Origin of the sequence: Bradyrhizobium sp. CCGUVB4N (assembly GCF_024199945.1) — a bacterium.
Classification (GTDB): domain Bacteria; phylum Pseudomonadota; class Alphaproteobacteria; order Rhizobiales; family Xanthobacteraceae; genus Bradyrhizobium.
The window spans coordinates 4,173,734-4,198,897 of record NZ_JANADP010000001.1 but is presented as its reverse complement, the minus strand read 5'-3'; the positions used below and the strand labels follow the sequence as shown (position 1 = coordinate 4,198,897).

Here is a 25,164-nt window from a genome sequence, read left to right as displayed (position 1 = left end):
GGCGCAAAGTCTATTGCGCAGGTGAAGCCCGCTCATCACATGCCCGCAGCAGCGTCGTGAAGCCGCCATAGATCATGCGCTTGCCGTCGAACGGCATGTCGGAGCCCTTCAGCCGCGGATCGGCCATCACCTTGGCGTTGACGGCATCGCGGCTCGCGCGATCGCGGTAGACGATCCACGAGAACACCACGACCTCATCCTCCGTCGCCATCACCGCGCGCGGAAAGGATGTGAGCTCGCCATAGGGCACGTCATCGCCGATGCATTCGACATAGTCGAGCGCGCCGTGCTCCATCCACACCTCGCAAGCCGTGCGGGCCAGCGCCTTGTAGGCCTCGATCTTGTCCTTGCGCACCGCCAGCACGAAACCATCGACATAGGGCATCTCGGATCTCCTTGGGTTATGTGCCCCAAGGACGATCGGACGCACACCGATCCGACACGCGATGGCGAAGTCGGGATGAGGCAAACCGTCGCGAGCCGGGCACGGCAGACGGCCGGGTCAGAGGCAATTCAGGCCTGTGGGAGGCGCCTTGAATGGCTGGGGAACCTGGATTCGAACCAAGACAAACAGAGTCAGAGTCTGTTGTGCTACCGTTACACCATTCCCCAACGGAATAGTCGAACAAATTCAATATCTTACTGATCTGTCCGACTGTGGCCGGAAGCGCGGTCTGCGCAATCACGGCTCAGGCGTGCAGCCTTCTACCTGCTCGTCCCCGGACTGGCAAGCGCTGCGGTGGACGGATCGTCCCCTACTCCATCTTGATGTTCGCGGCCTCGATCACCTTCTTCCACCGCTCGGTCTCGGAGGCGATGTAGGCGGCGAACGGCTCGGAATCGACCGCGACTGCGGTGGCGCCGAGCTCGGCCATCTTCTGCACCGTCTCCGGCTGCTGCATGTAGGCGCGGATCTCGGCCGAGAGCTTTTCGATGATCGGCTTCGGCGTGCTGGCCGGAACGAAGAAGCCGTGCCAGGCGACTGCTTCGAAACCGGGCAAGAATTCGGCCACGGCCGGCACCTCCGGATCGAAGGCGGCGCGCTTCGGCGTTGCGGTTGCCAGCATCGCGAGCTGGCCGGTCTTCACCTGCGGCAGCAGCAGCGGCACGTTGTCGAAGGCGAGATCGATCTGGCCGCTCAACAGGTCCGTCAGCATCTGGCTCGAGCCCTTGTAGGGCACGTGCACCATCTTGGTGCCGGTCATCTGCTGAAACAATTCGCCTGCGAGATGCTGCGAGGTGCCGACGCCGGCCGAGCCGAACGAGACCTTGTCCGGGTTCGCCTTCAGATAGGCGATCAGCTCCGGCACGGTCCGTGCCTTGATCTTGTCGGGATTGACGACGAGCACGTTGGGCACGACGCTGATCTGGGCGACCGGCGCGAGATCCCTGTCCGGCTGGTAGCTGAGCTTCGGCCCGTACAGCGACGGATTGATCGCGAGCGCCGAGGTGCTGGCAAGACCGATCGTGATGCCATCGGGGGCCGACTTCGCCAGCCGCGTCACGCCGAGGATCGAGCCGGCGCCGCCGACATTCTCGACCACGAACGGCTTGCCGAGCTTCATCTGCAGATGGTTCGACACCATGCGCGCAAAGATGTCCGCGGTGCCGCCGGCGGCGAAGGGTACGATCACCGTCACCTGCTTGGACGGATAACCATCCTGCGCACTCGCCGGCGACATCGCCAGCAGGATTGCCGAGGCAAGACCAAGCCACATCGATCTCATCGAAGTTTCCTCTACTTTTTTGAATGTTATTGATTGAGCGCCGCGCACGGCGGAGATGGCTAGAACGCGACCTCGTACATGTTGAGGATCGCATCCCGTCCCAAATCGCGCGGATTGTTGTCGAGCAGGCGGCGAATGGCGTGCGCCTCGTCGGCCATCATGCCGAGATCGTCCTTTGGCACGCCGAGCGCCGACAGCCGCATCTCCACACCGAGGTTCTTGCAGAAGGCGTAGGTCGCATCGAATGCAAGCTTCGGATCGTTCTGCTCCGGCAGACCGAGCGCTCCGAGCACCGCGACCGTCTTCGCCTCCACCGCCGGCATGTTGAACGCCAGCGTGTGCGGGAAGATCATCGCGCAGGCGAGACCGTGCGCGATGTGATGACGCGTGCCGAGCGGATAGGCCACGGCGTGGCCGGCAGTGGTGTTCACCGGCCCCAGGCAATAGCCGCCATAGAGCGAAGCCAGCGACAGACCGGCACGGGCCTCGCGATCGCCGCCATCGGCCACCGCGCGCTTGAGATAACGCCCGACCAGCCGCGCGCCTTCGAGCGCATAGAGGTCGATCGTCGGGTGCGCCTTGCGGCTGGTATAGGCCTCCACGCAATGCGCCAGCGCATCGACGCCGGTGGCAGCCGTGATCTCCTTCGGCACGGTCATCGTCAGATCGGGATCGACGATGGCGATATCGGCCAGCATGAAACGGCTCTGCACCGCCTGCTTGTTCTGGCTGACGGGATCGGTGACCAGCGCGCGGGTGCCGGCCTCGCTGCCGGTACCGGACGTGGTCGGGATCTGCATCAGCGCGACGCTGCGGCCGGCGACCTTCTCCGGCCCGACGATGTCGGCAAAGGGCACCTCAGACGTGCACATCACCGCGACCAGCTTGGCGAGATCCATCGCGCTGCCGCCGCCGAAGCCGACGACGAGATCGGGCTTGGCTTCTTTCGCCATCGCGACCGCCTTCTCGAGATTGGGCAGGTCCGGCTCCGGCTTGACCTCGCCGAACACTTTGACGGCGCCCGGCAGCGCCAGCGTGTCGACGCGGCGCGCGTTGAAGGGATCGGAGATCACCAGCGGCCGCTTGGCACCGATCCGCTCGGCGAAGCGCGCTGCAGCGGTGATGGTGCCGTTGCCGAACTCCAAGATAGTGGGGCGGAGGATTTCGATGGGCGTGAAGGCGTTGGTCATCGTGGGCTCGATCTCAGGACTTGGATGCGGTGCTGCCTGCGGACAGCCGCTCGGCATAATCGATGGCCTCGATCAGGCTGTGCTCGTTCGCAATGCCCTTGCCGGCGATGTCGAAGGCGGTGCCGTGGTCGACGGAGGTGCGGATGATCGGCAGACCCAGCGTGATGTTGACGCCGGAGAGTTCCTGCCAGCGGCCCGTCGCGGGATCGACCTGGAAGCCGAGCAGCTTGACCGGAATGTGCCCCTGATCGTGATACATCGCGACCGCCGCATCGTACTGGCCGGCGCGCAGCTTGACGAAGATGGTGTCGCCGGGCACGGGACCGACGACGTCGAGACCGTCGGCGACCGCCTTCGCGATCGTCGGCGCGGAGACGTCGATGTCCTGCCGGCCGAACAGGCCACCCTCGCCGGCATGCGGATTGAGCGCGGCGATCGCGATCTTCGGCTTGGCAATGCCGAGCCGCAGCAGCGCATCATTGGTGAGATCGATCACCATGCGCAGCCGCTCCGGCGTCAGACGCTTCGGCACATCCTCCAGCGCCACATGGGTCGAGACATGGCTGACACGCATGTTGCCGTGAGCGAGCAGCATCACCGAGCCGCGCACGCCGGTGAGATGCGCCAGCATCTCGGTATGGCCGGGGAAATGATAGCCGGCCTTGTTGAGGGCTTCCTTGTTCAGCGGCGCGGTTACGATGGCTCCGGTTCGGCCTGCCTGGGTCAGGCGCACGCCCTGCTCGATCGCCTTATAGGCAAAGCGGCCGCCATCGGCACTGAGCACGCCGGGCTTGATCGGGTCGCCCTCGACGTCGGCCTGCAAATAGCAGAGGTTCGGCCAGTCGCGATCATCCGCGGTCACCTGCGGGATCGCAACGTCGCTGCCGAGCGCAGCCTTCGCGCCGTCCAGCGCCGCGCCGCTGCCGATGATCAGCAGGCGCAGATCGCCACGCGCGATCCGCTCCTTCAATCCCACACAGGCCTTGACGATAATCTCCGGTCCGATCCCGGCGGGATCGCCCATGGTGATGGCAAGATGACGAGAGGTCATGTCGGACTCCCCTGATTGAGCAAATGATTGTCCCGGAGCAGATCGCGCCAGAGATCGCGCGCGCCGAAGGCTCCGGATTTCGAGACGACATCGACGCCGGCCCAGCGGCCGCCTTGCAGCGTCGAGCGCGGCAAGCCCGGCACGATCCGCCCTGTCACCTGCAGCGCGTGCGCGCCGAGGGCAAGGCATACGGCCTTCAGCGTTTCTCCGCCAGCAACGATCAGGGTTCCCGGCGGATCGAGCGTCGTGACCAACGCCGTCAGCTCGCGCGCGATCCGTTGCGCAGCGTCGGCGCGCGACAGCCCTTCGGCCAGCGAGAATTTCACCAGCGCCACGCCGGCATCGGCCAGCTTGCGTTGAACGATAGCGCGGCCCTCACCTTCGCCAAGCGCAACAGTGGCCTCGCCACATGCATCCAGCTGGGAGGCAGTGGCGGCCTGGTCAGAGCCGAACAGGCCCAGCACCGGGCGCTTCAATTTCGAAAGCGCATCTGCGCGTTGGCCCCGCGCGAGGGCACCGGCCAGCCCGCCACTTCCGCACCACAGCACCGGCCCGGGCATTCGCCGCGCCATCTCGACGACGCGATCGAGATCGACGTCGCTCTCGGCGTCGAAGACCTGAACGCCGCCTTGCGCCAGCGTGTCGGCGTTGCCGCGCTGCGCCGCGATGCCATCCTGTCTCAGCTGATCCAGTAGATTGTCGCCAACGCGATGCCAGTCGCCATCCACCGTGCGCGCATATTGCTGGGCATCGACGGTGCGGCGTCCCTGATAGTCGAAGGCAGGCGCCACCACGCAGGACGCCCAGTGGCCGGTGCCCAGGCAGGCACCGAGCTCGGCTGCCCATGCGCCGCGCAGCAGGCTGTCCGCTTTCTTGTAGGCGATCGTGCTGTCCTGAAGCAGCGGTGCCAGCCGGCCGACGATCGCGACGCTTTCGGCTTTCGAGCGTTCCCTCGTGCCGCTGTCGATGGCGAGGCTCGGGGAACCCGACACCGTATCCTTCCAGATGACATCGAACGGTCCGCACAGGCCAACGAACTCCGCCGCGGTGTCGAGCGCGCCGGTCAAATCGTCAGCAAGCAGGCGGACGCTGGTCATCGTCATGCCGCTCCCTCGCCAAAGATCTTGCCGGGATTCATCAAGCCCTGCGGATCGAGCAATTGCTTGATGCCGCGCATCAGCTCGATGTCCAGGGGATCGGCGACACGGGCAAGCCGGCCGCGATTGGTGATGCCGATGCCATGCTCGGCGCTGATCGCCCCGCCCTGCGCCGCAGTCTCGTCATCGACGATCTCGTTGATCTCAGCCACCAGCGCCGCGGTCGCGGCCGGATCCTGGCAACGCGCACGGTCGATCAGCGCGATGACATGGATATTGCCGTCGCCGATATGGCCATGCATCACCACGTTCGCATGCGGCACGGCGGCCTTGATCCGGGCCTCGACATTGGTGACGAAGGCCGCCTGACGCTCCAGCGGAACCACGCTGTCATGCGACACCACATAGCCGCTGCGCTTGTTGCCTTCCGACACGCTGTGCCTGACGGTCCAGATCGCCTTCGCCTGCGCAAGGTTCGAGGCCAGGATCGCGTCTTCCGCGAGCCCTGCTTCCATCGCATCGGCAAGCACCGCCGCAAGAGGTTCGTTGAGGTCAACGCCCGCGAGCGTGTCAGTCAGCTCGACGATCAGATACCATGGTGTCGTCAGCGTGAAGGGAATGGTGACGTGCGGCACGGTCACGGCGATCGCCTCGATCTGGGACCGCGACATGATCTCGAGGCTGCCGAGCCGGTCGCCGACCGCACCGCGCAGGCGCGCCATGATCTCGAGCGCCTGCTCGACGCCCCTGAGCTTCAACAGCGCCAATGCCGAACTGCGCGGCGGCGCGAAAAGTTTCAGCACCGCCGCGGTGACGATGCCGAGCGTGCCTTCCGCGCCGATGAAGAGCTGCTTGAGCGCATAGCCGGTGTTGTCCTTGCGCAGCGCGCGCAGGCCGTTGAAGACGCGCCCGTCGGGCAGCACGACCTCCAGGCCGAGCACGAGATCGCGCGTCGGCCCGTAGCGCAGCACGGCGGTGCCGCCGGCATTGGTCGAGATGTTGCCGCCGATCTGGCAGGAGCCCTCGGCACCCAGGCTCAAGGGAAAATAGCGATCGACGTCGCGGGCCGAACTCTGCACCTCGGCGAGGATGCAGCCGGCCTCCACCGTGATGGTGTTGGCGAGCGGGCTGACATCGCGCACGGTGCGCATGCGATCCAGCCGGATCACGACGTTGCCGGCAGCATCATCCGGCGTCGCAGCCCCGCACATCCCGGTGTTGCCGCCTTGCGGCACGATCGCGAGCTGCTTCCCGGCGCAATATCTGACCACGGACGCGACCTCGGCGGTCGAACCGGGCTTCACCACCGCAACCGCGCGGCCGCGATAACGCCCGCGCCAGTCCACCACATAGGGCTCCTGGTCAGACCCGGACGCAATGACGTGCTTGTCGCCGACGATGGCGGCGAGCCCGGTCAGCGCGTCCTGGAAAGAGTCGGACATCGGATCGCCTCGCCGTCCGCGTCCGCCTTAGGCAGCCGTCGCGAATGCCGCGGCATTCGCGAGCAGCTCTTTCACTTGAGCTGCCGGCAAGGTCTCCAGCGGCGGCCGCAGGCGCTGCCAGCCGGCGTGACCGGTGCGCTCGGCCATCAGGGCCTTCAGGGACGGCATCTGCGCGAAGCGCGAGACCAGCTCGCGCGCCTTCACGATGCGCGCCTGCGCAGCCGCGAGCTTGGCGTCGTCGTCGCTGTCGCGGAAATGCTTGAAGACATAGGCGAGATCGCGCGCGATGAGGTTCGAGGTCGCCGTGATGCAGCCAGCGCCACCCTTGCGCAGCAGCGGCAGCAGCAGCGGGTCGGCGCCGGTCAGCACCGAAAAGCCGGGGAACCGCTCGACCATCGCGGTCATGTTGGCGAAGTCGCCCGAGGAATCCTTGATGCCGACGATGGTCGACGGATAGGCCGTACGCAACCGCTCGATCAGCGCGTGCGAGATCGGCTGCATCGACATCTGCGGGATGTGATAGAGCACGATCCTGAGGCGCTTATCGCCGATGCGCTGGATGATCTCGTTGTAGGCGGCATAGACGCCATCATCGCTGACGTTCTTGTAGTAGAACGGCGGCAGCATCACCACGGTATCGACGCCGACCGACAGTGCATGGCGCGTCAGCGCGATGGTCTCGGTGAATGCAGCAACGCCGGTGCCCGGCAGCAGCTGGTTCGGCTTGATGCCGCCGGCGATCACGGCCTCCAGCAGCGCCGTGCGCTCGGAGACCGAGAAGGAGTTCGCCTCCCCCGTCGTGCCAAGCATCGCGATGGCATCGCAGCCTTCGTCCAGCAGGTAACGGCAATGCGCGATGAAGCGCGCATGATCGGGCGCGAGCTCGGCATCGAGCGGCGTCAGCGCGGCGGAGAACACGCCATGTGGGTGCAAGGACTGGGGGTGCAGCGATGATGTCGACAAAGCTTCCTCCGATCGTCAGATCGATGTTGTTCGGAATGCGAACATTTGTTATAATCTGACCCGTTGGTAAGATCAGGCTGCCGCCGCGTCAAGGGCTGTGGCTGTCATGGCAGGGCATACAGGCATGGCCAAGGTCGAAAAGAAGCCGGCGAAGCGCGCCCCGGAAGCTACACCGAAAAACCCTAGGGATAAGAATCCCAAGGATAAAAATCCCAAGAACTATGTCGCGTCCGTCGGCAAGGCCTTTGCCGTGCTCAAGAGTTTCACCAGCGAGGCCTTCGAGCTGACGTTGAGCGAAGTTGCCGCACGCGCCGAGCTCGATCGCGGCACGGCATTCCGGCTGATTCAGACCCTGATCGAACTCGGCTATCTCCAGGCCGTGCCACAGAGCCGCCGGTTCCGTCTCGGCGTCGCCTGTCTCGACCTCGGCTACACCGTGCTGTCGCACGGATCGTTGCGTGCCCTCGTCGAGCCGCTGCTGCACGATCTGGTCCCCGAGGTCGGCGATGCGGCCTCGCTTGGCATCCTCGACGGCGGCGACGTGATTTATCTTGCGCGCGCCAGTGCGGGCCTCGACCGCTACAAGATGGATCGCCGGCCCGGCGCGCGCATCCCCGCCTATAGCGCCGCGCTCGGCCATGCCATGCTGGCGCATCTTCAGCGTGACGAGCAGATCGCGCGGCTGGAGGCACGCCCCCGCGTCAAGCTGTCGGAGCGAACGCTGACCGATCTCGATGCCCTGCTCGCACGGCTGGACCAGGTGAAGAAGAAAGGCTACGCCGTCTCCGACGGCGAGAACGCCTATGGCCTGCGCACGCTGGCGACGCCGATCCTCGACGCCCAGGGTTTTGTGATCGCGGGATTGAGCGTCACCGTGGATGCAATGCGCATGGACATGCCGACCTTTCGCGACCAGGCGCTGCCGAAGCTGACGCTGCTGACGGGCAAGGTGCAGGGGCTCGCGATCAAATCGGGCCTGTTGAGCTGAGTGCGCTGTCGGCCGAAGCGCGGTCTCTGAAGATGGCTATTCCGGGACGAGCGTGGCAAGTCCGGCTTCGATGATGGTGATTTCCTCGTTCACCTGCGCGATGGAGTGCTGCGGGTCGACGCCAGTCACAGCCACCAGCTGACGCAGCAGATCCTGGCGATGCGCCAAAATATCCTCCAGCGCATGGCGATCGTTCAGCCGCACATAGCCCTCAACGATCAATTCAACGGAACGAGACATGATACTCTCAATACAAACTGATTTCTGATCTCGCGAAAATACCGCGCTGGCGCGCGGCTGCGGGGATGAAGTCGCGTCAACCTTGACAGGTAAGATTAATGGCCGTGCAACGCACCGCCTAAACAGCGATACGATCGAAATCTGCAGCGATCCGGACGTTCGGGAAGATCTTTGCCGCCTCGGCCAGGATCTCTCCGTCCTCATAGCGGCCCGACAGATGGGTCAGCACGAGCTGCCGAACGTTATTCGTGGCCGCGAACCGAGCCGCCTCCGTCGCGGTGAGATGGCCGTAATCTCGCGCCGTCGGCGCATCCCGATCCAGGAACGTCGCCTCGATCACCAGCAGGTCCGCATCCGCGGCATGTGTCGAAAGCCCCTCGGTGGTCTCGGTGTCGCCGATCACGACCAGCTTCCTGGCCCCACCCAGCGGACCCAGAACATCCTCCGGATGGATCGTCCGGCCTCCTTCAACCGTGACCGGTCGACCTGCGGCAAGCTCGCCGCGCACGGGACCGTCGGGCACACCGAGCGCCGAGAGGCGATCTGACAAGAGATGACGCCGCGCAGGGCTTTCAAAAACGAAGCCGAAACTGTCGGTGTTGCGATGACGGACCGGAAAGCAGCCGATGTTGAAGTCGCCGGCGTCGACGACGGGGCCTTCCGACAGCGGCGCGAACTGCACGGAGATCGGCGCGCGCCCCTCACCCCACAGCCCTGCAAGCATGCGGATGACGAGATCGAGCGTGCCCGGCCCGCCATGGATGATCATGACATCGGAGGTCTGCCGCAGCCCCAATGTCGAGAACAGGCCGGGGATGCCGAGCACATGATCGAGGTGGCCGTGTGTCAGCAGAATGCGATCGAGCCGTCGAAAGCCCGCGCCGCTTCGCAGCAGCTGGCGCTGCGTGCCTTCGCCGCAATCGATCAGGATGCGATTGCCCGCGGCCTCGAGCAGAAGCGCCGGATGGTTGCGCTCCGCGGATGGCACGCTTGCCGAAGTCCCGAGAAATGTCAGGGCGAACATTGCCTACTCTGGTGCGAAATCGCAGGGCCGATCCCCCCTTATACGGCCTGCGAGCTCAGAGCAGAAATTCCTTCATGGCGTCGAGAAACTGTCGCGGCGATTGCAGCTGCGGTACGTGGGCGCAACCCGCGAGGATCTTGAGTTCGGCGCGCGGAAGTCCCGCGGCCAACTCATGCGACATCGGCGGAGGCGTTGCCTCGTCATGCTCGCCGACCATCACAAGAACCGGAACTTTCACGCAGGCAAGTTCGGCGCGGAGATCGAGGCTCGCCAGGGCATCGCAGGCCGCGCGAAACACATCGGGATCCGTTCGCAGAAAAGCTGCACGACGGTCCTTCATCAGGTCGGGCTGCTGCTCCTGAAACTCGGGCGCGAACAGGCGCCGCATCGCGACGTCGGTGATGGCCTCCAGTCCCTTCTCCCGCGACACCCTCGCCATGTTGCGAAACGCCTCGCGGCCGGGCTCGGAGAACGCCGCACCGCTGTCGGCGAGGATGAGCCTGCTCGCGATCTCGGGATGCCGGATCGCCATCTGCAAGGCGACGAACCCGCCATAACCATTGCCGAGCACGATCGCCGGCGCGCCGCCCGCAGCATCCCGCACGGCCTCGGCCATCCGGTCGGCGACCGCAGCAAGACCGCCTTCCACGGCGCGTGAACGGCCGAACCCCGGGAGCTCCGGCACGATGGTCCGGAACGACGGCGCGAGCTCAGGCACAACCGCGTCGAAGCTCGCGCGATCCGACAACAACGAGTGAAAGAGAAACAGCGGCGGCCCCTCGCCCGATTGCGCGACGTTGACGGTCCCGTTGGCAAAAAGCCTGTCCATGTCCGGTCTTTCCTCGGCTGCGTCGCTCGGAACACGCGTGACCGCGTGCCTCATCGGTCCGATTGATAAATCAATTCGGCGGGAATTCAAGCATTTAGGCCTTGACGTGAAATATCAGGACTGAGAGATTATGGCCAAGGAGATTCCAAATCACATGCTTTTGCGCGAGAATATCTATGATCTTCTCAGAGCTGATATTTTAGCTTGCCGCCTGGCTCCGGGTGATGAAATGCGCGAACAGGACCTGGCCGAACGCTACGAGGTGAGCCGCCAGCCTGTGCGGGACGCGCTCTTAAGACTGCAGCGCGAGCACCTCGTCACCGTGCAGCCGCGCCAGGGCTATCGGGTCACACCGATCTCGCTGTCCGACGCCCGCGATCTCTTGCGCTTCCGTCTTGCGCTGGAGCCGGCCTGTGTTGCCGAGGCGATCGAGAGCGCCCCCGACAGCGTGCTGAAATCGCTCGACGAATTCCGCCGCTTCGCCGGCAACCACGAAGACTTCATCACCTACAATCGCGGCTTCCACACCGCGCTGGCGCATGCGTCCGGCAATCGCCGCATGGCGACCGCGCTGTGCGATCTGATCGGCCAGGCCGATCGCCTCGTCCGCGTCAGCATTTCCAATCTGAAAGGCCACGACCCCGCAAAGCTCGTTGCCGAGCACGTTGCCCTGATCGACGCCATGCAGAGCCGCGAAACACGAACCGCGGCGCGCATCATCAAGGCCCACATCGGGGCCACCGAAAAACGCGTCCTGCCGGCGCTCAAGCGCAACGCCGTCATCGTCGAAGAGAGGTTATCATGAACGTTCCGTCGAAACCCGCCTCGATCGACGTCGAAATCCACGGCAATTTCGTCGATGGGCGTGAAGTCGAAGCCGGCAACGGCGCGATGCTCGATGTTCGCAACCCTGCAACCGGCGACGTGATCGCGCGGATTCCCAATTCAACCGCCGAGGACATCGACCGCGCCATGAAAAGCGCGCGCGCCGCGTTCGAAGGCAAGGCCTGGCGCAGCATGGACACACGCGCGCGCGCCAGGCTGGTCAACAAGCTCGCCGATGCGTTCGAGGCCAATCTCGACAGCCTGTACCGGCTCGAGACCCTCAACAACGGCCGCCCGATCAACGAGACCCGCGCGCAGCTCTCCCGCCTGCCCGACTTCTTCCGTTATTTCGCCGGCCTTGCGTTATCCCGCCGCGACTCCGTCATCCCGGTCGAAGGCGCATACCTGAACTATACGCTCCGCACGCCGATCGGCGTCGTCGCGAATTGCACCCCGTTCAATCACCCGCTGATGATCCTGTGCAAGTCGCTCGCCGTGGTGCTGGCGACCGGATGCGTCACCGTGGTCAAGCCGTCCGAATACACACCGCTGACGACCTTGAAGCTCGCACAGATCTTCACCGAGGCGGGCCTGCCGCCCGGCGTCTTCAACATCGTGCTTGGGCTGGGCCAGAGCGCCGGCAAGATGCTGGCCGAGCATGGCGACATCAACAAGCTGGTGCTCACCGGCGGCACCGAGGCCGGCCGCATCGCCGGCAGCGCGGCGGCGAAGGTGTTCGCGCATCAAACCATGGAGCTCGGCGGCAAGACTCCGGTGATGGTGTTCGACGATTTCGACGTCGATCGCGCCGTCAATTATGCCGCATTCGGCGCCTTCATCGGCGCCGGCCAGACCTGCGTCTGCGCCTCGCGCCATATCGTTCAGGCCTCGATCTACGATGAATTCGTCGAGAAGCTGCAGGCCAAGACCCGCACGATCCGTATCGGCGATCCCTTCGATGCCAGCACGCAGCTCGGCCCCGTGATTTCGGCGCGGCAGCGCGACCGCGTTCTCGCCTATGCGGGCTATGGCCACGCGGACGGCGCACGTCTCGTCACCGGCGGTGTCGCCGCAAAGGTGCCGGGCCATGACAACGGCTATTTCGTCGAGCCGACGGTGTTCGCCGACGTCACCTCCGACATGCGCATCTTCCAGGAGGAAGTGTTCGGTCCGTTCACGTCGGTAACGCCGTTCAAGGACGAGGCCGACGCGTTGCGGCTCGCGAACGACTCCCCATTCGGTCTCGCCGCGGCGATCCGCACCCGGGACGTCGCCCGCGCGCACCGCGTCGCCGCGTCGGTCAAGGCCGGCATCGTCTGGGTCAACGATCACCACCGGCTCGATCCGGCCTCGCCCTGGGGCGGCGTCGACGATTCCGGCATCGGCCGCGAATGCGGCACCGAGAGCTTTGACGACCATTTCAACACCAAGAGCGTGATGGTCGCGACGCATGAGCAGCCGTTCGACTGGTATCGCGACACGGCCAACCAGAAACGATTGAACTAGCAGAGACCAGAAGCGGCTGACCGCCCAAAGAAGGCGGGCCGCATCAACCAGAATGACAGTCAAGGGAGAGCGTACATGTCGACATCGGTGAACGCAGGCAGCCGTCTCGATCGGCTGCCGATCGGGCCATTCCACCGCCGCATCATGCTGCTGATCGGCATCGGCATGTTCTTCGACGGTTTCGACATCTACATCGCCGGCACCGTGCTCAGCGTAACGCTGAAATCAGGCTTTTCGACACTCTCCCAGAACGCGGCCTTCATCTCCGCGACCTTCGTCGGCATGATGCTGGGGTCGTTCGGCACCGGCTTTCTCGGCGATCGCTACGGACGCCGCTTTACCTATCAATTCAATTTGCTGCTTTTCGGCGTTGCCTCATTGGCCGCCGCGTTCTCGCCGAACATGGCCTTCCTGATTGCCTGCCGCTTCGTGATGGGCGTCGGCTTGGGGGCGGAGAACGTCGTCGGCTATTCGACGATGACGGAGTTCGTGCCTGCCCGCACCCGCGGCAAATGGCTCGGCTTCACCACTGTATGCGTCGTCACCGGATTGCCAGTGGCACTGCTGGTCGCCTCCGTGCTGGTGCCGCAATACGGCTGGCGCTCGATGTTCGTGCTCGGCGGCATCGGCGCGCTCGTCGTCTGGTACATGCGCAAGTCGCTGCCGGAATCGCCGCGCTGGCTCGAAGCTGTCGGGCGCACGGCGGAGGCGGAAGCGCTGATGCAGGCGATCGAGAAGGAAGCGGCGCAGGGCCAGCCCTTGCCTGCTCCCGCGCCCATCACATCGGCTCCGGTCGCGGCCGATCTCGGCACGCTGTTCACCGCGCCCTTGCTGTCTCGGATGATCGTCGGCTCGGTCTGCCTGATCACGATCAACACCCTGCTCTACGGTTTCGTGACCTGGCTGCCCGTGTTCTTCGTCAAGCAGGGCCTCTCGATCGCGACGTCGTTCGGTTATTCGCTGCTGATGGCGCTCGGCGCCCCGATCGGCTCGGCGATCGGCGCGTTGACCGCGGACCGCTGGGGCCGCAAGCCGACCATCATCGGCGCATCGCTGATCACGGTGGCGCTCGGCATCCTCTACCCCATGATCTCGGATCCGATCCTGCTGCCGGCCGTGGGCTTCGCGCTGACGGTGCCGATCTACGTCCTGGTCGCGCTTCTGTTCGGCATCTACATCCCCGAACTGTTTCCGACCGAGGTCCGCCTGCGCGCGTCGGGCATTGTCAACACGCTGGGACGCGGCGCCACGATCGTCACGCCGTTCCTCGTCGTCTCGCTGTTCGAGACGCGTGGGGTTGCCGGCGTGATGGCGCTGATGATCGGCCTCCTGGTGGTCCAGATCATCACGGTCTGGGGGCTCGGCATCGAGCCGCGGCATCGCAGTCTCGAGGAGCTGAAGGCCGAGGACTCCGCTGCGCCGGTGCTCAAGGAAGCCTCCTGACTCACTCCACTGCGTCATGGCCGGGCTTGTCCCGGCCATCCACGCAAAATTTCAGATTCGAACGTCTCCTGCCCCGATCGGCGGGCAGATCTGGTTCCCGTTACATCGCCTCCTCATCTCTCTTGCGGAATTGCATGCTTGATACCCGGATCGGCTCGCCGACACGATAAGATGCAAGGGAGTTCGTGATGACCGCAGATGCCGCTGACTTGAACTACGGCTCGATCGGCGCACTCCTCGGCGCCCTGCACGCGCGCAAGATCTCCGCGTCGGAATTGCTCGAACATACGATTGCGCGCATCGAGGCGCTGGACGGGCCGATCAACGCGATCATCGTTCGGGATTTCGATCGCGCCAGAGACGCCGCGCGCGCCGCCGATGCTGCGCTTGGCCGCGGCGAGCGGAAGCCGCTGCTCGGTATCCCCGTGACCTTGAAGGAGCCGTTCAACGTCGCCGGACTGCCGACGACATGGGGCTTTCCGCATTTCAGGGATTTTCAACCGGCCGAAGATGCTGTTCTGGTCGCGCGCTTGAAAGCGGCCGGCGCCATCATCATCGGCAAGACCAACATCCCGATCGGTTTGCGGGATTTCCAGAGCTACAACGAGATCTACGGGGCGACGAACAACCCGTGGGACCTCGGCCGGTCCCCCGGCGGCTCCTCGGGCGGATGCGGCGCGGCGCTGGCCGCGGGCTTCGGTCCGCTCTCGATCGGCTCGGACATCGGCGGCTCGATCCGGGTGCCGGCGCATTTCTGCGGTGTGTTCGGACACAAGCCGAGCCTCGGCCTGGTGCCACTGCGCGGATATAGTTTGCCGCCGGCCACGCCCGTCCCGGGCCAGGGCGATCTGGCGGTCGTCGGGCCGATGGCGCGCACGGCCTCGGACCTCGCGTTGTCGCTCGACGTGATCGCCGGCCCCGATGAAATGCGCGACGGCATCGGCTATCGCCTCGCGCTGCCTGCTCCGCGGCATGACGAGCTCAAGGATTTCAGAATCCTCGTGATTGACACGCATCCGTTGATGCCGACGGGAGACGCCGTACGTTCAGCGATTGGACGGTTGGCGGACCGGCTCGGCAAATCGGGCGCGCGGGTCGCGCGCGCCAGTGCGGCACTGCCTGACCTCGCGGATTCCGCACGGCTCTACATGAAGCTGTTGAACGCAGCGAGAAGTCCGCGCCTCACGCCGGCCGCCCTCGCAGAAGCGCAAGGATTGGCCGCAGCACTCGCGCCCGACGACCGCAGCCTTCAGGCCGAGCGCGCACGCGGCTGGGGCATGATCCATCGTGAGTGGCTGGCGGCCGATGCGGCGCGCCTGCAACTGCAGCAAAAGTGGCATGAGCTGTTCCGCGAGTTCGACGCGGTGATCTATCCCGCCGCCGCCGTGCCGGCCTTTCCGCACGACCATTCCGAGCCGTTCGACGCGCGGCAGCTGGATATCGATGGCAAGCGCTATAACTACTCTGATGCGTGCTTCATCTGGGCCGACCCCGCTTCCACTTGCGGACTGCCTGCAACCGCCGTGCCGATCGAGCGCACGGCTTCGGGCCTGCCGGTCGGCGTCCAGATCATCGGGCCGTATCTGGAAGACCGCACGACGATTGCGCTGGCGGGGCTAATCGAACGTGCGTTCGGCGGCTTCGTACCGCCGCCGGCGCTGGCTGCGAGCTAGCCGAGATCGACGGCGTTATGAGGCTCTGTCGGCCGATTGCGCCTCGACGGCCTGCACGGCCACGCTCGCCACCTGCCGCAGCGCGTCGCGGTCGGAGCCTGAGGACGCCATCACGCCCATGCCGACCGACACGGCCGACACATAGCGCGCAAGCGCGGCGGGATCGGACGTCGGCTTGAGATCGCCTTCCGCCCTGGCGCGCACAAAACGGTCGCGGAGCTGGTCCTCGTTCTGGGCGCGGCGCGCGGCGAGCTCGAAGGGGACGTTTTCGGAGCCGGAGCCGGTGGCGATGCCACCTTGCACGAGCAGGCAGCCCGGCGGATTGGCGGGATCGGTCTGCTTTTCGGCGATGCCCATCAGCATCCGCTCGGCGACATCGCGGGCGGTCGGTGCGGCGACCACCTCGTCCATCCAGGCGCCGCGCAATTTGGTGTAGCGGTCCAGCGCGGCCTTCAGCAGGCCTTCCTTGTTACCAAAGCACGCGTAGAGGCTCGGCGGGTTGATGCCCATCGCCTCGGTCAGCTGGGCAATCGTGGCGCCCTCATAGCCATGGCGCCAAAACACTTCCATCGCCTGATCCAACGCCACTTCAGCGTCGAATTCGCGGGGGCGTCCCATGCCCATCTGCCTGTCTCCTTGGAATTAACGTTCCGCCGGAGGCTTAACGTCAAATCCTATCTATTTGTTCTACCTTTATATTTCTGCCGACTTCACATTCTTGCGGTAAGCGGCTACAATTTTCTTAGTGAACGGTACATAAGTATCTTGCGCTGCGATATCCAGCTCCACATCTGTAGTGAACACTACATTTCTGGAGCGCGCAAATGCCCCCCTCCCAAAACACCTCTCGCCCTGGCCGTGTCCGCCGTCTTCTCGGCGGTGTCGCGATCGTGGGCGCCCTCGCCGTAGCCGGTTCGATCGCGACCGGCCACTATTTCCGTGCCGCGCAAGCGACCGCAACGGCGGCCGCCGCTGAGCAGGCCGTCTCCGTGACGGTCGCGATGATCGAACCAAAGCAGACCGTGCTGTGGGACGATTTCTCCGGCCGATTAGAGGCCATCAATCGCGTCGAACTTCGACCGCGCGTGGCCGGCGCGATCCTGTCGACCAACTTTACCGAGGGCGCGCTGGTGAAGGCCGGTGACGTCCTGTTCAAGATCGACCCCGCGCCTTACGAGGCCGAGGTCGATAAGGCCAACGCACAGCTCGAGGCCGCGAAGGCCCGCGTGGTGTTCACCCAGAGCGAACTCGAGCGCGGCGCACAGCTGGTTGGCAATGCCGTCGTCACGCGGCGTGACTACGACCAGCGCGACAACGCCAATCGCGAGGCCATCGCCAACGTGAAGGCGGCCGAAGCGACGCTCCAGACCGCAAAGCTCAATCTCGACTACACCGAAGTGCGCGCGCCCGTGGACGGGCGCGTCGGCAAGTTCGAGATTACCGTCGGCAATCTCGTCGCCGCCGGCACCGCCTCCCCGGTGCTGACGTCGCTGGTCTCGGTCAATCCGATCTACGCCTCCTTCGATGCGGATGAAGAGGTCGTGCTGCGCGCACTGAACTCGATCGCAGATAGCACCGGCAAGCGCGGCAATCTCGACCAGATCCCGGTCGAGATGGCGACCTCCGGCGGCCTCTCGGCCAAGGGCCATATCCAGCTCATCGACAACCAGGTCAACGGCCAGAGCGGCACCATCCGTGTCCGCGCGGTATTCCAGAACGAGGACGGGCGTCTCATTCCCGGCCAGTTCGCCCGCGTACGGATGGGGCAGCCGAAACAGCAGTCGCTGGTGATGATCGACGAGCGTGCGATCGGCACCGACCAGGACAAGAAGTTCGTGATGGCGGTTGGCGATGACAGCCGTGCGGTCTACCGGCCGATCACGCTTGGCGGCTCGGTCGACGGACTGCGCATCGTGACAGCGGGCCTCAAAACCGGCGATCGCATCGTCGTCAACGGCCTGCAGCGCGTACGGCCGGGCGCTCTCCTCAAGACCGAGGTCGCGGCGATGGGTGCGCGCGGCCAGCAGGCCTCCAACCACAGCAACCAGGACGTGGTGCAACGCTAGTTACCTCGTTCCGGGCCACGCGCCCGGAATGACGACGACTTAACGACCAAGACATCGCATCCCAATTCCGGGAGCGCGGCACAGCCCGCGTCCCGGAATACGGGAGAGCTGTCTCTCTTGCAGGGGCAAAGCCATGAATCTCTCGAAGTTCTTCATTGATCGTCCGATTTTCGCCGGCGTGCTGTCGGTGCTGATTTTCCTCGCGGGCCTGATCTCGCTGTTCGCGATGCCGATCTCCGAATATCCGGATGTGGTGCCGCCCTCCGTCTTGGTGCGCGCGACCTATCCCGGCGCCAATCCCAAGGTGATCGCGGAAACGGTGGCCACGCCCATCGAGGAGCAGATCAACGGCGTCGAAGGCATGCTGTACATGTCGAGCCAGGCAACCACCGACGGCGCCATGACGCTGACGGTGACGTTCCGCCTCGGCACCGATCCCGACAAGGCAACACAGCTGGTGCAGAACCGCGTGCAGCAGGCCGAGCCCCGCCTGCCGGCGGTGGTGCGCCAGCTCGGCATCATCACCAAGAAGTCGTCGCCCGACCTCACCATGGTCGTGCATCTGTTGTCGCCGAACAACCGCTACGACATGACGTATCTGCGCAACTATGCGGTGCTCAACGTCAAGGACCGCCTGGCGCGGATCGACGGTGTCGGTGACGTCCAGCTTTACGGTGCCGGCGACTATTCGATGCGGGTCTGGGTCGATCCCCAGAAGGCGGCCGAGCATGGGCTGACCGCCAGCGACATCGTCAAGGCGATCCAGGCGCAGAACGTCGAGGCGGCCGCCGGCGTGGTCGGCTCCTCTCCCAACGTCAAGGGCATCGACCTGCAGCTATCGGTCAACGCCGAGGGACGTCTGGCCAACGAAGAGCAGTTCGGCGACATCGTGGTCAAGACCGGCACCCGCGGCGAAGTCGTTCGCTTGCGCGACGTCGCGCGGGTCGAGCTCGGCGCATCCGAATACGGCCTGCGCTCGCTGCTCGACAACAAGCAGGCGGTTGCGATCCCGATCTTCCAGGCGCCCGGCTCCAACGCGCTGGAGATTTCCGACCACGTCCGCGCCACCATGGCCGAGATCAAGAAGAACATGCCGGAGGGCGTGTCCTACCAGATCGTCTACGATCCCACCCAGTTCGTGCGCTCGTCGATCGAGGCCGTGATCCACACGCTGCTCGAGGCGATCGCGCTGGTGGTGCTGGTCGTGATCCTGTTCCTGCAGACCTGGCGCGCCTCGATCATCCCGCTGCTCGCCGTGCCGGTCTCGATCGTCGGCACGTTTGCCGTGATGCATGTGTTCGGCTTCTCCATCAACGCGCTCAGCCTGTTCGGCCTCGTGCTCGCCATCGGCATCGTCGTCGACGACGCCATCGTCGTGGTCGAGAATGTCGAGCGCAACATCGAGGGCGGGCTGTCGCCGCGCGACGCCACCTATCAGGCGATGCGCGAGGTGTCCGGGCCGATCATCGCCATCGCGATGGTGCTGATCGCGGTGTTCGTGCCGCTGGCCTTCATTTCCGGCCTCACCGGGCAGTTCTACAAGCAGTTCGCGCTGACGATCGCGATCTCAACGGTGATCTCGGCCGTCAACTCGCTGACGCTGTCGCCGGCCCTGTCGGCCCTGCTGCTCAAAGGTCATAACGAGCCCAAGGACCGCCTGACGATCATCATGGAAAAGGGCCTCGGCTGGTTCTTCCGCCGCTTCAACCGCGCCTTCACCTACTCCTCGGAGAGTTACAGCGGCACCGTCACCAAGGTGATCTCCGGCAAGGCCGCGGTGATGGGGCTCTATGTGGTCCTGGTCGGTCTGACCGCCTTCCTGTTCCAGCAGGTGCCGAGCGGCTTTGTGCCGGGCCAGGACAAGCAATATCTGGTCGGCTTCTCGCGGCTGCCCGACGGAGCAACGCTCGACCGCACCGAAGAGGTGATCCGCAAGATGAGCGACATCGCGCTGACCCAGCCCGGTGTCGAGAGTTCTGTGGCCTTCCCGGGCCTGTCGATCTCCGGTTTCACCAATTCGTCCAACGCCGGCATCGTGTTCTCGACGCTGAAACCGTTCGACGAGCGCAAGGGCCCGGCACTGAGCGGCAATGCCATCGCCGCCGACCTGAACAAGAAATACTCCGGCATCCAGGAAGCCTTCATCGCCATGTTCCCGCCGCCGCCGGTCAACGGCCTCGGCACCATCGGCGGCTTCAAGCTCCAGATCGAGGATCGCGCCGGTCTCGGTTATGAGGCGCTGAACGAGGCGACCAAGGCGTTCATGGCGGCGATGCAGAAAGCGCCGGAGATCGCCGGCGTGTTCTCGAGCTTCCAGGTCAACGTGCCCCAGCTGTTCGCCGACATCGACCGCACCAAGGCGCTACAGCTCGGCGTCCCCGTGACCGAGGTGTTCAACACGCTGCAGATCTACCTCGGGTCCTACTACGTCAACGACTTCAACAAATTTGGCCGTACCTACTCCGTCTATGTCCAAGCCGATGCGCCGTTCCGCGCACGCGCCGACGACATCAGGCAGCTGAAGGTGCGCTCATCCTCGGGCGACATGGTGCCGCTATCGGCGCTGCTCACGATCCGCCAGAGCGCGGGCCCTGAGCGCGCGATCCGCTACAACGGCTTCCTGTCGTCCGACATCAACGCGGCGGCCGCCCCCGGCTTCTCCTCCGGCCAGGCGCAGGAGGCTGCGACGCGGATCGCGGCGGAGACGCTGCCGCCGGGTTTTGCCTTCGAATGGACCGACCTGACCTATCAGGAGTTCATCGCCGGCAATTCCGGGCTCTGGGTGTTCCCGCTGGCGATCCTGCTGGTGTTCCTGGTGCTGGCGGCGCTTTATGAGAGCCTGACCCTGCCGCTTTCGATCATCATGATCGTGCCGATGGGTCTGCTGGCCGCGATGTTCGGCGTCTGGCTCTCGAAGGGCGACAACAACGTCTTCACCCAGATCGGACTTATCGTTCTCGTGGGTCTCTCAGCCAAGAACGCGATCCTGATCGTCGAATTCGCGCGCGAGCTCGAATTCGCAGGTCGCACGCCGATCCGGGCCGCGATCGAGGCGAGCCGGCTGCGGTTGCGTCCGATCCTGATGACGTCGATGGCCTTCATCATGGGTGTGCTGCCGCTGGTGCTCTCGACCGGCGCCGGCTCGGAGATGCGGCGCGCCATGGGCGTTGCCGTGTTCTCCGGCATGATCGGCGTCACCGTGTTCGGCCTGTTCCTGACGCCCGTGTTTTATGTGCTGCTGCGGACCGTCACCGGCATGAAGCCGCTGGTGCATCACGGCAGCGACATCAGCGCGGCTCCGGTTCAGGGCCTTAACCAAGAAGTCCCTGGCCACTAGATCAGGGAAATCCCCGATATCAGCAACAGAACGAGCACGGTCTTGCGAAAGACCGTCTCGTTCACCCGGTGAAAGGCAATCACACCGAGCGCGGATCCCGCGAACAGCGCAGGCAGGCTGACCGCGAGATCGACGAAGACCTTTGACGACAGATCCTGATGCCCGACCAGCAGGATGATCGCAAAGACCTGCATCGCGGCGATGAACGGCTGGACCAGCCCGCGCTGCTCGCTCTTGGGCATGCCACGCATGTCGCACCAGATCGTCGGGATCGCGCCGGGCATCGCGGTGAGCCCGCCGACGAGCCCTCCTCCGAAGCCGATCAACGCAACCCAGTGCCGGCCGACCGCCTCACCGGCCGTCACCAGCGTCGGCCGCAGCAGCATGTAGGCGGCATAGAGCGCAACGACCACACCAAAGCCGCGCCGAAGCAGATGCGTGTCGGTCGACTGCAATAGCGATACCGCAATGGGAACGCCGATCAGCCCACCGATGATCAGGAACAGGCTTCCCTCCCAGCGGATGCTGCGCCGGAGCGCCCACAGATTGGTCGCCTGCACGCCGATGCTGCAGGCCATCATCAGCGGCACGGCCTCCAGCGGCTGGAACACCCGCAACAGGATCGCGCCCGCCACGGCCGAGAATGCGAATCCCGAGAGCCCTGAGACGAACGCTCCGGCGAATACGGCGGTGCTGAGGAGCAGCAGTGTCGTAATGTCAGGCACGGTCTGCCCTCCACTCAATCATAGGGGATCTGCGGGACCGGTGCGGCGGCGCTTTCTCCGCAGCTTGCAGGCTCGCGCGGAAACGACACCTGCATCGCATGCGCATGCGATCGTTCCAGCATGATGAGCCCTGCCAGTTGAAGGACGATGAGCGCGGCGGTGAGCGCTACTGCAACGATGTTGCCGTTACGCGCGCGCGAGACCCGCGTGACTGACTCCGCGCTCGCGCGCATCAGATTGATCGGCATTTTCTGAAAATTCCTCTTCGCTGCAGACAAAATCGGCGTCACTCAAAGGCAATGTTTCGTGCTGCGTTTCCAGCAGATGGCGGTAGCGCTGCAACACGCGCCGGGCTTCGATGGCACGCTGCTGATGCAGCGCTGCGACCATGCGATCGACGGCGTCGTGGAATTTCCCGACAAGGCTCCGTGCCGTTGTTCGCATGACGATCTCCTCTCAACCTGAAAGCGAGATTGATGGAATTCACCCTGAACCACTGTGAGTTGCTTCACACACGAATCGCACGCGACGAACAAGAACGCGTGTGTGCTCTCGTAGGAGAGAACGCAGCAAATCGCGTCACCCAAACGAATGACGCGCGATAACAATCTGATGATGAAATTGCGGGCGCGGTGCTGATGCTTTGTTCAGCGCTGACGATGCGTCAGTGCACCAGAGGGTTGGCAAAACCTGCCGCGAGCTTGACGAGGTCGGCCTGGCGGCTCGTACCGGTCTTGGCGAACACGCGATGCAGGTGCGTCTTCACCGTCGTCTCGGCTATACCGAGCGCGTCGGCCGTCTCCGGCACGCCGCCGATTTCGACAATGGACTGCAGAACCGTGAGCTCCGCAGGCGTCAGCTCGAACGTACGGTCGAGCAGCCCGGCGCAGGAGCGCGCATCGAGCTTCGCCTTCCAGACGAACAGGGCGCCGATGGCACCACCGGCACGCCCCACATTCCCCTCGCGCAGAAGCGAGGGCAGCGCGACCACATGGGCGACGTGATGCGATCCGTCGCTCGATGTCAGCAGAATATTGCGGTCCGCCGCCGCAGCTGCGGCGACCTCCGCTTCGTCACGAAAAACGTTGCGCAGCGCCGCGTTCGCGTCGGGCGATCTCGCCAGCAGGCGGCCATTGACTGACCGCAAGACGTCGTCCTCGTCCAGGATCGCGGCGGCCGCCGGATTGCTGTAGACGATGTTGCAGGCGGCATCGAGCAGGATCACGCCGGCACTCAATTGATCCACGACATCGGCAAGCGCGATGGCCTTCTGCTGCTTCCGCTCGACCGCGCGGTTGATCATCAAGGCGCGGCTGGCATGTGGAACAATGAGTTGCATGCGCGCACGCATCTTCGCGTCCAGCATCTCGCTGCCCGGGATCACCGTCATCAGCATCGGACACGGCGAACTCGCCTGTTCCAGCACCACATTCGCGACGTCGGCACAGCCTTGGGGGCGCAACCATTCCTGATAAAAGCGCCCGCGCCGATATTCGTCGAAATTCACGAGGTCGGGGATGTTGCGTACCTCGCCATAGCGCGGCAGCCTGGCGAGCGGGTCATGCTGCGCGTATTCGTCGGCATAGAGCTGGATGAAATGCGGGTCGACCCCGCAATAATAATGCGTCGATCCGGATTTGCTGACCTTGTCCTTTGAAATCAGGCCGCAGGCCCGGCTGCCGAAAAATCCGTTGAGCATGACGACGACATCGGACCACAACTCAGGATTGAGTCCGGCGTCATAGATGCTCTCGATCAACTCGGAATGTTCTGCGGTCAGCTGCATTGAAGCCAATAGTCCAGCGCGGATTTGAGACGTTGATGCCCTGCGGCTTTTCTATGGAGTCGGCCGAGACACCGATAGGTTCAACGGTTTCGCGCCAAATAACCGGCTAGTTGACAAGTGGATTGGAGAATCCGGCCGCGAGCTTGACGAGATCCGCCTGACGCGCGACGCCCGTCTTGGCGAACACGCGATGCAGATGCGTCTTCACAGTCGTCTCCGCTATACCGAGCGCGATGGACGTCTCCGGGACGCCGCCGACCTCGACGATCGACAGGAACACGCGCAGTTCCGCCGGCGTCAGATCGAAGGTCCGCGCGATCAGCTCGCCGTAGGCGTGCCCGCCAAGCGTGACCTTGCGCAGCAGCACCGCACCGACGGCATCGGACGAGCGCTCGCTGCCGTTCCGCAGCACCGAGGACAACGGCAGGATATGCGCGACGTAGCGCTCGCCCTTCGGCGAAAGCAACGGAATGGCATGCCCTCCTGCGAGAAGCGAGGCGGCATCGCCGCGGGCCGCAAAAGCATCCCGCAGCGTCTGATTGGCCTCGGTGCCGCTGGTCATGAGCTGGCCGGCAACGATGCGGACCGCGTCGCCGGCTTCGAGCAGCGCGTAGCCGCTCGCATTGGCGTGCACCAGGTGGCAGCAGGAATCGAGCAGGAAAATGCCGGATGAGAGGTTGTCCAGGACATCCGCGAGTGCCGTGGCCAGCGTCAGCTTCGAGTTGATCGCCCGGTTGACGAGCAGCGCGCGGCTGGCATGCGGCACGATCAGCGACATCCGGTGCTTCATTCCGGGGTCGACCATGCGCCGGCCCGAGAGCACCGTCATCATCACCGGGCAGTGCGCGTTCGATTTCTCGAGCACGACATTGGCGGCATCGTGAGAGCCCTGCGGCTGCATCCATTCCTGATAGAAACGCCCGCGGCGATATTCGTCGAAATGAACGAGATCGGGGATGCTGACGATCTGGCCGTGTGGCGGCAGGATCGCCAACGGATCGAACTTGGAGTGGGTCTCGGAATAGAGCTGGATGTAGTGCGGATCGGCTCCGCAATAATAGTGCGTGACACCGAACTTGCTGATCGAATCCTTCGAAAACAGCCCACAGGCCTGGCCACCGACGAAATCGCGGATACCCACGACGACGTCGTTCCAGAGCGAGGGGTCGAGACCGGCATCGTAGATGGACTCGACCAGATCGGGCAGCTTCCGAGCTCTCGGCATGGCGTTGTATGGCTTTGGATGAACAAT

The 25,164-nt window shown here is 64.5% G+C and carries 23 protein-coding genes and 1 tRNA gene; 8 read left to right on the top strand and 16 right to left on the bottom strand.

Annotation, left to right across the window (positions count from 1 at the left end; translation table 11 throughout):
- Positions 1-10: 10 nt before the first annotated feature.
- The 8 genes from NLM31_RS18900 to NLM31_RS18865 all read right to left on the bottom strand — a co-directional run bounded on the left by NLM31_RS18900 (position 11) and on the right by NLM31_RS18865 (position 7,455).
- Positions 11-385 carry a DUF1428 domain-containing protein gene (locus tag NLM31_RS18900; RefSeq protein ID WP_254193226.1) on the bottom strand — a complete coding sequence of 125 codons (375 nt, stop codon included), beginning with the start codon at positions 383-385 and terminating at the stop codon, positions 11-13.
- A 153-nt stretch (positions 386-538) separates the two neighbouring features.
- Positions 539-612: transfer RNA gene (locus NLM31_RS18895), tRNA-Gln, on the bottom strand.
- 143 nt (positions 613-755) lie between these two features.
- Positions 756-1,727, bottom strand: a complete 972-nt coding sequence (locus NLM31_RS18890; RefSeq protein WP_254193225.1) for a tripartite tricarboxylate transporter substrate binding protein — start codon at positions 1,725-1,727, stop codon at positions 756-758.
- 59 nt (positions 1,728-1,786) lie between these two features.
- A complete protein-coding gene (locus tag NLM31_RS18885; RefSeq protein WP_254193224.1) occupies positions 1,787-2,917 on the bottom strand; it encodes an iron-containing alcohol dehydrogenase in 1,131 nt (376 codons plus the stop codon).
- Positions 2,918-2,930: 13 nt separating this feature from the next.
- Complete coding sequence (pdxA, locus tag NLM31_RS18880) at positions 2,931-3,968, bottom strand: 4-hydroxythreonine-4-phosphate dehydrogenase PdxA (RefSeq protein ID WP_254130799.1); 1,038 nt, start codon at positions 3,966-3,968, stop codon at positions 2,931-2,933.
- The gene (locus tag NLM31_RS18875) at positions 3,965-5,065 is read right to left on the bottom strand and encodes a four-carbon acid sugar kinase family protein (protein WP_254196228.1); all 1,101 of its coding nucleotides are present in this window, start codon (positions 5,063-5,065) and stop codon (positions 3,965-3,967) included. Before NLM31_RS18875 ends, pdxA begins: the two co-directional genes overlap by 4 nt.
- A 2-nt stretch (positions 5,066-5,067) precedes the next feature.
- Positions 5,068-6,507, bottom strand: a complete 1,440-nt coding sequence (locus NLM31_RS18870; protein ID WP_254193223.1) for an FAD-binding oxidoreductase — start codon at positions 6,505-6,507, stop codon at positions 5,068-5,070.
- A gap of 27 nt (positions 6,508-6,534) precedes the next feature.
- Positions 6,535-7,455: a dihydrodipicolinate synthase family protein gene (locus NLM31_RS18865; protein ID WP_254196227.1), complete on the bottom strand. Its 921-nt coding sequence runs from the start codon at positions 7,453-7,455 to the stop codon at positions 6,535-6,537.
- Between the two features lie 139 nt (positions 7,456-7,594).
- Here NLM31_RS18865 and NLM31_RS18860 point away from each other — a divergent pair, with 139 nt between their 5' ends.
- Positions 7,595-8,458: an IclR family transcriptional regulator gene (locus NLM31_RS18860; protein WP_254193222.1), complete on the top strand. Its 864-nt coding sequence runs from the start codon at positions 7,595-7,597 to the stop codon at positions 8,456-8,458.
- A 36-nt stretch (positions 8,459-8,494) separates the two neighbouring features.
- On the opposite strand, the gene NLM31_RS18855 is transcribed toward NLM31_RS18860, so the two are convergent.
- The 3 genes from NLM31_RS18855 to NLM31_RS18845 form a co-directional block, all read right to left on the bottom strand.
- Positions 8,495-8,698 (bottom strand): hypothetical protein, encoded by a 204-nt coding sequence (locus NLM31_RS18855; protein ID WP_254130795.1) that lies wholly within the window; start codon positions 8,696-8,698, stop codon positions 8,495-8,497.
- 118 nt (positions 8,699-8,816) lie between these two features.
- Positions 8,817-9,722 (bottom strand): ribonuclease Z, encoded by a 906-nt coding sequence (gene rnz / locus NLM31_RS18850; RefSeq protein ID WP_254193221.1) that lies wholly within the window; start codon positions 9,720-9,722, stop codon positions 8,817-8,819.
- 55 nt (positions 9,723-9,777) lie between these two features.
- Positions 9,778-10,551 carry an alpha/beta fold hydrolase gene (locus tag NLM31_RS18845; RefSeq protein WP_254193220.1) on the bottom strand — a complete coding sequence of 258 codons (774 nt, stop codon included), beginning with the start codon at positions 10,549-10,551 and terminating at the stop codon, positions 9,778-9,780.
- Positions 10,552-10,705: 154 nt separating this feature from the next.
- On the opposite strand from NLM31_RS18845, the gene NLM31_RS18840 reads away from it, so the two are divergent.
- The 4 genes from NLM31_RS18840 (at position 10,706) to NLM31_RS18825 (ending at position 15,998) form a co-directional block, all read left to right on the top strand.
- The gene (locus NLM31_RS18840) at positions 10,706-11,356 is read left to right on the top strand and encodes a GntR family transcriptional regulator (protein ID WP_254193219.1); all 651 of its coding nucleotides are present in this window, start codon (positions 10,706-10,708) and stop codon (positions 11,354-11,356) included.
- Complete coding sequence (locus tag NLM31_RS18835; RefSeq protein ID WP_254193218.1) at positions 11,353-12,882, top strand: aldehyde dehydrogenase; 1,530 nt, start codon at positions 11,353-11,355, stop codon at positions 12,880-12,882. Before NLM31_RS18840 ends, NLM31_RS18835 begins: the two co-directional genes overlap by 4 nt.
- Positions 12,883-12,957: 75 nt before the next feature.
- The gene (locus NLM31_RS18830; protein ID WP_254193217.1) at positions 12,958-14,325 is read left to right on the top strand and encodes an MFS transporter; all 1,368 of its coding nucleotides are present in this window, start codon (positions 12,958-12,960) and stop codon (positions 14,323-14,325) included.
- 188 nt (positions 14,326-14,513) lie between these two features.
- Positions 14,514-15,998: an amidase gene (locus NLM31_RS18825; RefSeq protein WP_254193216.1), complete on the top strand. Its 1,485-nt coding sequence runs from the start codon at positions 14,514-14,516 to the stop codon at positions 15,996-15,998.
- 15 nt (positions 15,999-16,013) lie between these two features.
- Here the strand turns inward: NLM31_RS18825 and NLM31_RS18820 are convergent, their stop codons facing one another.
- Positions 16,014-16,622 (bottom strand): TetR/AcrR family transcriptional regulator, encoded by a 609-nt coding sequence (locus tag NLM31_RS18820; RefSeq protein ID WP_254193215.1) that lies wholly within the window; start codon positions 16,620-16,622, stop codon positions 16,014-16,016.
- Positions 16,623-16,822: 200 nt separating this feature from the next.
- Here NLM31_RS18820 and NLM31_RS18815 point away from each other — a divergent pair, with 200 nt between their 5' ends.
- Complete coding sequence (locus tag NLM31_RS18815; protein ID WP_254193214.1) at positions 16,823-18,064, top strand: efflux RND transporter periplasmic adaptor subunit; 1,242 nt, start codon at positions 16,823-16,825, stop codon at positions 18,062-18,064.
- A gap of 133 nt (positions 18,065-18,197) precedes the next feature.
- Entirely contained in the window at positions 18,198-21,401 is a 3,204-nt protein-coding gene (locus tag NLM31_RS18810; RefSeq protein WP_254193213.1) for an efflux RND transporter permease subunit, read from the top strand.
- Here the strand turns inward: NLM31_RS18810 and NLM31_RS18805 are convergent.
- Positions 21,398-22,126 (bottom strand): sulfite exporter TauE/SafE family protein, encoded by a 729-nt coding sequence (locus tag NLM31_RS18805; protein ID WP_254130785.1) that lies wholly within the window; start codon positions 22,124-22,126, stop codon positions 21,398-21,400. The two genes, NLM31_RS18810 and NLM31_RS18805, sit on opposite strands and share 4 nt — an antisense overlap.
- Positions 22,127-22,140: 14 nt before the next feature.
- Positions 22,141-22,374 (bottom strand): hypothetical protein, encoded by a 234-nt coding sequence (locus NLM31_RS18800; protein ID WP_254193212.1) that lies wholly within the window; start codon positions 22,372-22,374, stop codon positions 22,141-22,143.
- A 58-nt stretch (positions 22,375-22,432) separates the two neighbouring features.
- Here NLM31_RS18800 and NLM31_RS18795 point away from each other — a divergent pair, with 58 nt between their 5' ends.
- Entirely contained in the window at positions 22,433-22,591 is a 159-nt protein-coding gene (locus NLM31_RS18795) for a hypothetical protein (RefSeq protein ID WP_254193211.1), read from the top strand.
- 199 nt (positions 22,592-22,790) lie between these two features.
- On the opposite strand, the gene NLM31_RS18790 is transcribed toward NLM31_RS18795, so the two are convergent.
- Positions 22,791-23,912, bottom strand: a complete 1,122-nt coding sequence (locus NLM31_RS18790) for a helix-turn-helix transcriptional regulator (RefSeq protein WP_254193210.1) — start codon at positions 23,910-23,912, stop codon at positions 22,791-22,793.
- Between the two features lie 106 nt (positions 23,913-24,018).
- The gene (locus NLM31_RS18785) at positions 24,019-25,137 is read right to left on the bottom strand and encodes a helix-turn-helix transcriptional regulator (protein ID WP_254193209.1); all 1,119 of its coding nucleotides are present in this window, start codon (positions 25,135-25,137) and stop codon (positions 24,019-24,021) included.
- Positions 25,138-25,164: the final 27 nt, after the last annotated feature.

Bases quoted from the DNA above. Each gene is read 5' to 3' on its own strand.
- pdxA (WP_254130799.1), bottom strand. From the start codon at position 3,968: ATGACCTCTCGTCATCTTGCCATCACCATGGGCGATCCCGCCGGGATC.
- NLM31_RS18840 (WP_254193219.1), top strand. From the start codon at position 10,706: ATGCTTTTGCGCGAGAATATCTATGATCTTCTCAGAGCTGATATTTTA.
- NLM31_RS18790 (WP_254193210.1), bottom strand. From the start codon at position 23,912: ATGCAGCTGACCGCAGAACATTCCGAGTTGATCGAGAGCATCTATGAC.
- NLM31_RS18855 (WP_254130795.1), bottom strand. From the start codon at position 8,698: ATGTCTCGTTCCGTTGAATTGATCGTTGAGGGCTATGTGCGGCTGAAC.
- NLM31_RS18870 (WP_254193223.1), bottom strand. From the start codon at position 6,507: ATGTCCGACTCTTTCCAGGACGCGCTGACCGGGCTCGCCGCCATCGTC.
- NLM31_RS18825 (WP_254193216.1), top strand. From the start codon at position 14,514: ATGACCGCAGATGCCGCTGACTTGAACTACGGCTCGATCGGCGCACTC.
- NLM31_RS18885 (WP_254193224.1), bottom strand. From the start codon at position 2,917: ATGACCAACGCCTTCACGCCCATCGAAATCCTCCGCCCCACTATCTTG.
- NLM31_RS18815 (WP_254193214.1), top strand. From the start codon at position 16,823: ATGCCCCCCTCCCAAAACACCTCTCGCCCTGGCCGTGTCCGCCGTCTT.
- NLM31_RS18820 (WP_254193215.1), bottom strand. From the start codon at position 16,622: ATGGGCATGGGACGCCCCCGCGAATTCGACGCTGAAGTGGCGTTGGAT.
- NLM31_RS18875 (WP_254196228.1), bottom strand. From the start codon at position 5,065: ATGACCAGCGTCCGCCTGCTTGCTGACGATTTGACCGGCGCGCTCGAC.
- NLM31_RS18890 (WP_254193225.1), bottom strand. From the start codon at position 1,727: ATGAGATCGATGTGGCTTGGTCTTGCCTCGGCAATCCTGCTGGCGATG.
- NLM31_RS18830 (WP_254193217.1), top strand. From the start codon at position 12,958: ATGTCGACATCGGTGAACGCAGGCAGCCGTCTCGATCGGCTGCCGATC.
- NLM31_RS18810 (WP_254193213.1), top strand. From the start codon at position 18,198: ATGAATCTCTCGAAGTTCTTCATTGATCGTCCGATTTTCGCCGGCGTG.
- rnz (WP_254193221.1), bottom strand. From the start codon at position 9,722: ATGTTCGCCCTGACATTTCTCGGGACTTCGGCAAGCGTGCCATCCGCG.
- NLM31_RS18860 (WP_254193222.1), top strand. From the start codon at position 7,595: ATGGCCAAGGTCGAAAAGAAGCCGGCGAAGCGCGCCCCGGAAGCTACA.
- NLM31_RS18845 (WP_254193220.1), bottom strand. From the start codon at position 10,551: ATGGACAGGCTTTTTGCCAACGGGACCGTCAACGTCGCGCAATCGGGC.
- NLM31_RS18900 (WP_254193226.1), bottom strand. From the start codon at position 385: ATGCCCTATGTCGATGGTTTCGTGCTGGCGGTGCGCAAGGACAAGATC.
- NLM31_RS18785 (WP_254193209.1), bottom strand. From the start codon at position 25,137: ATGCCGAGAGCTCGGAAGCTGCCCGATCTGGTCGAGTCCATCTACGAT.
- NLM31_RS18800 (WP_254193212.1), bottom strand. From the start codon at position 22,374: ATGCCGATCAATCTGATGCGCGCGAGCGCGGAGTCAGTCACGCGGGTC.
- NLM31_RS18835 (WP_254193218.1), top strand. From the start codon at position 11,353: ATGAACGTTCCGTCGAAACCCGCCTCGATCGACGTCGAAATCCACGGC.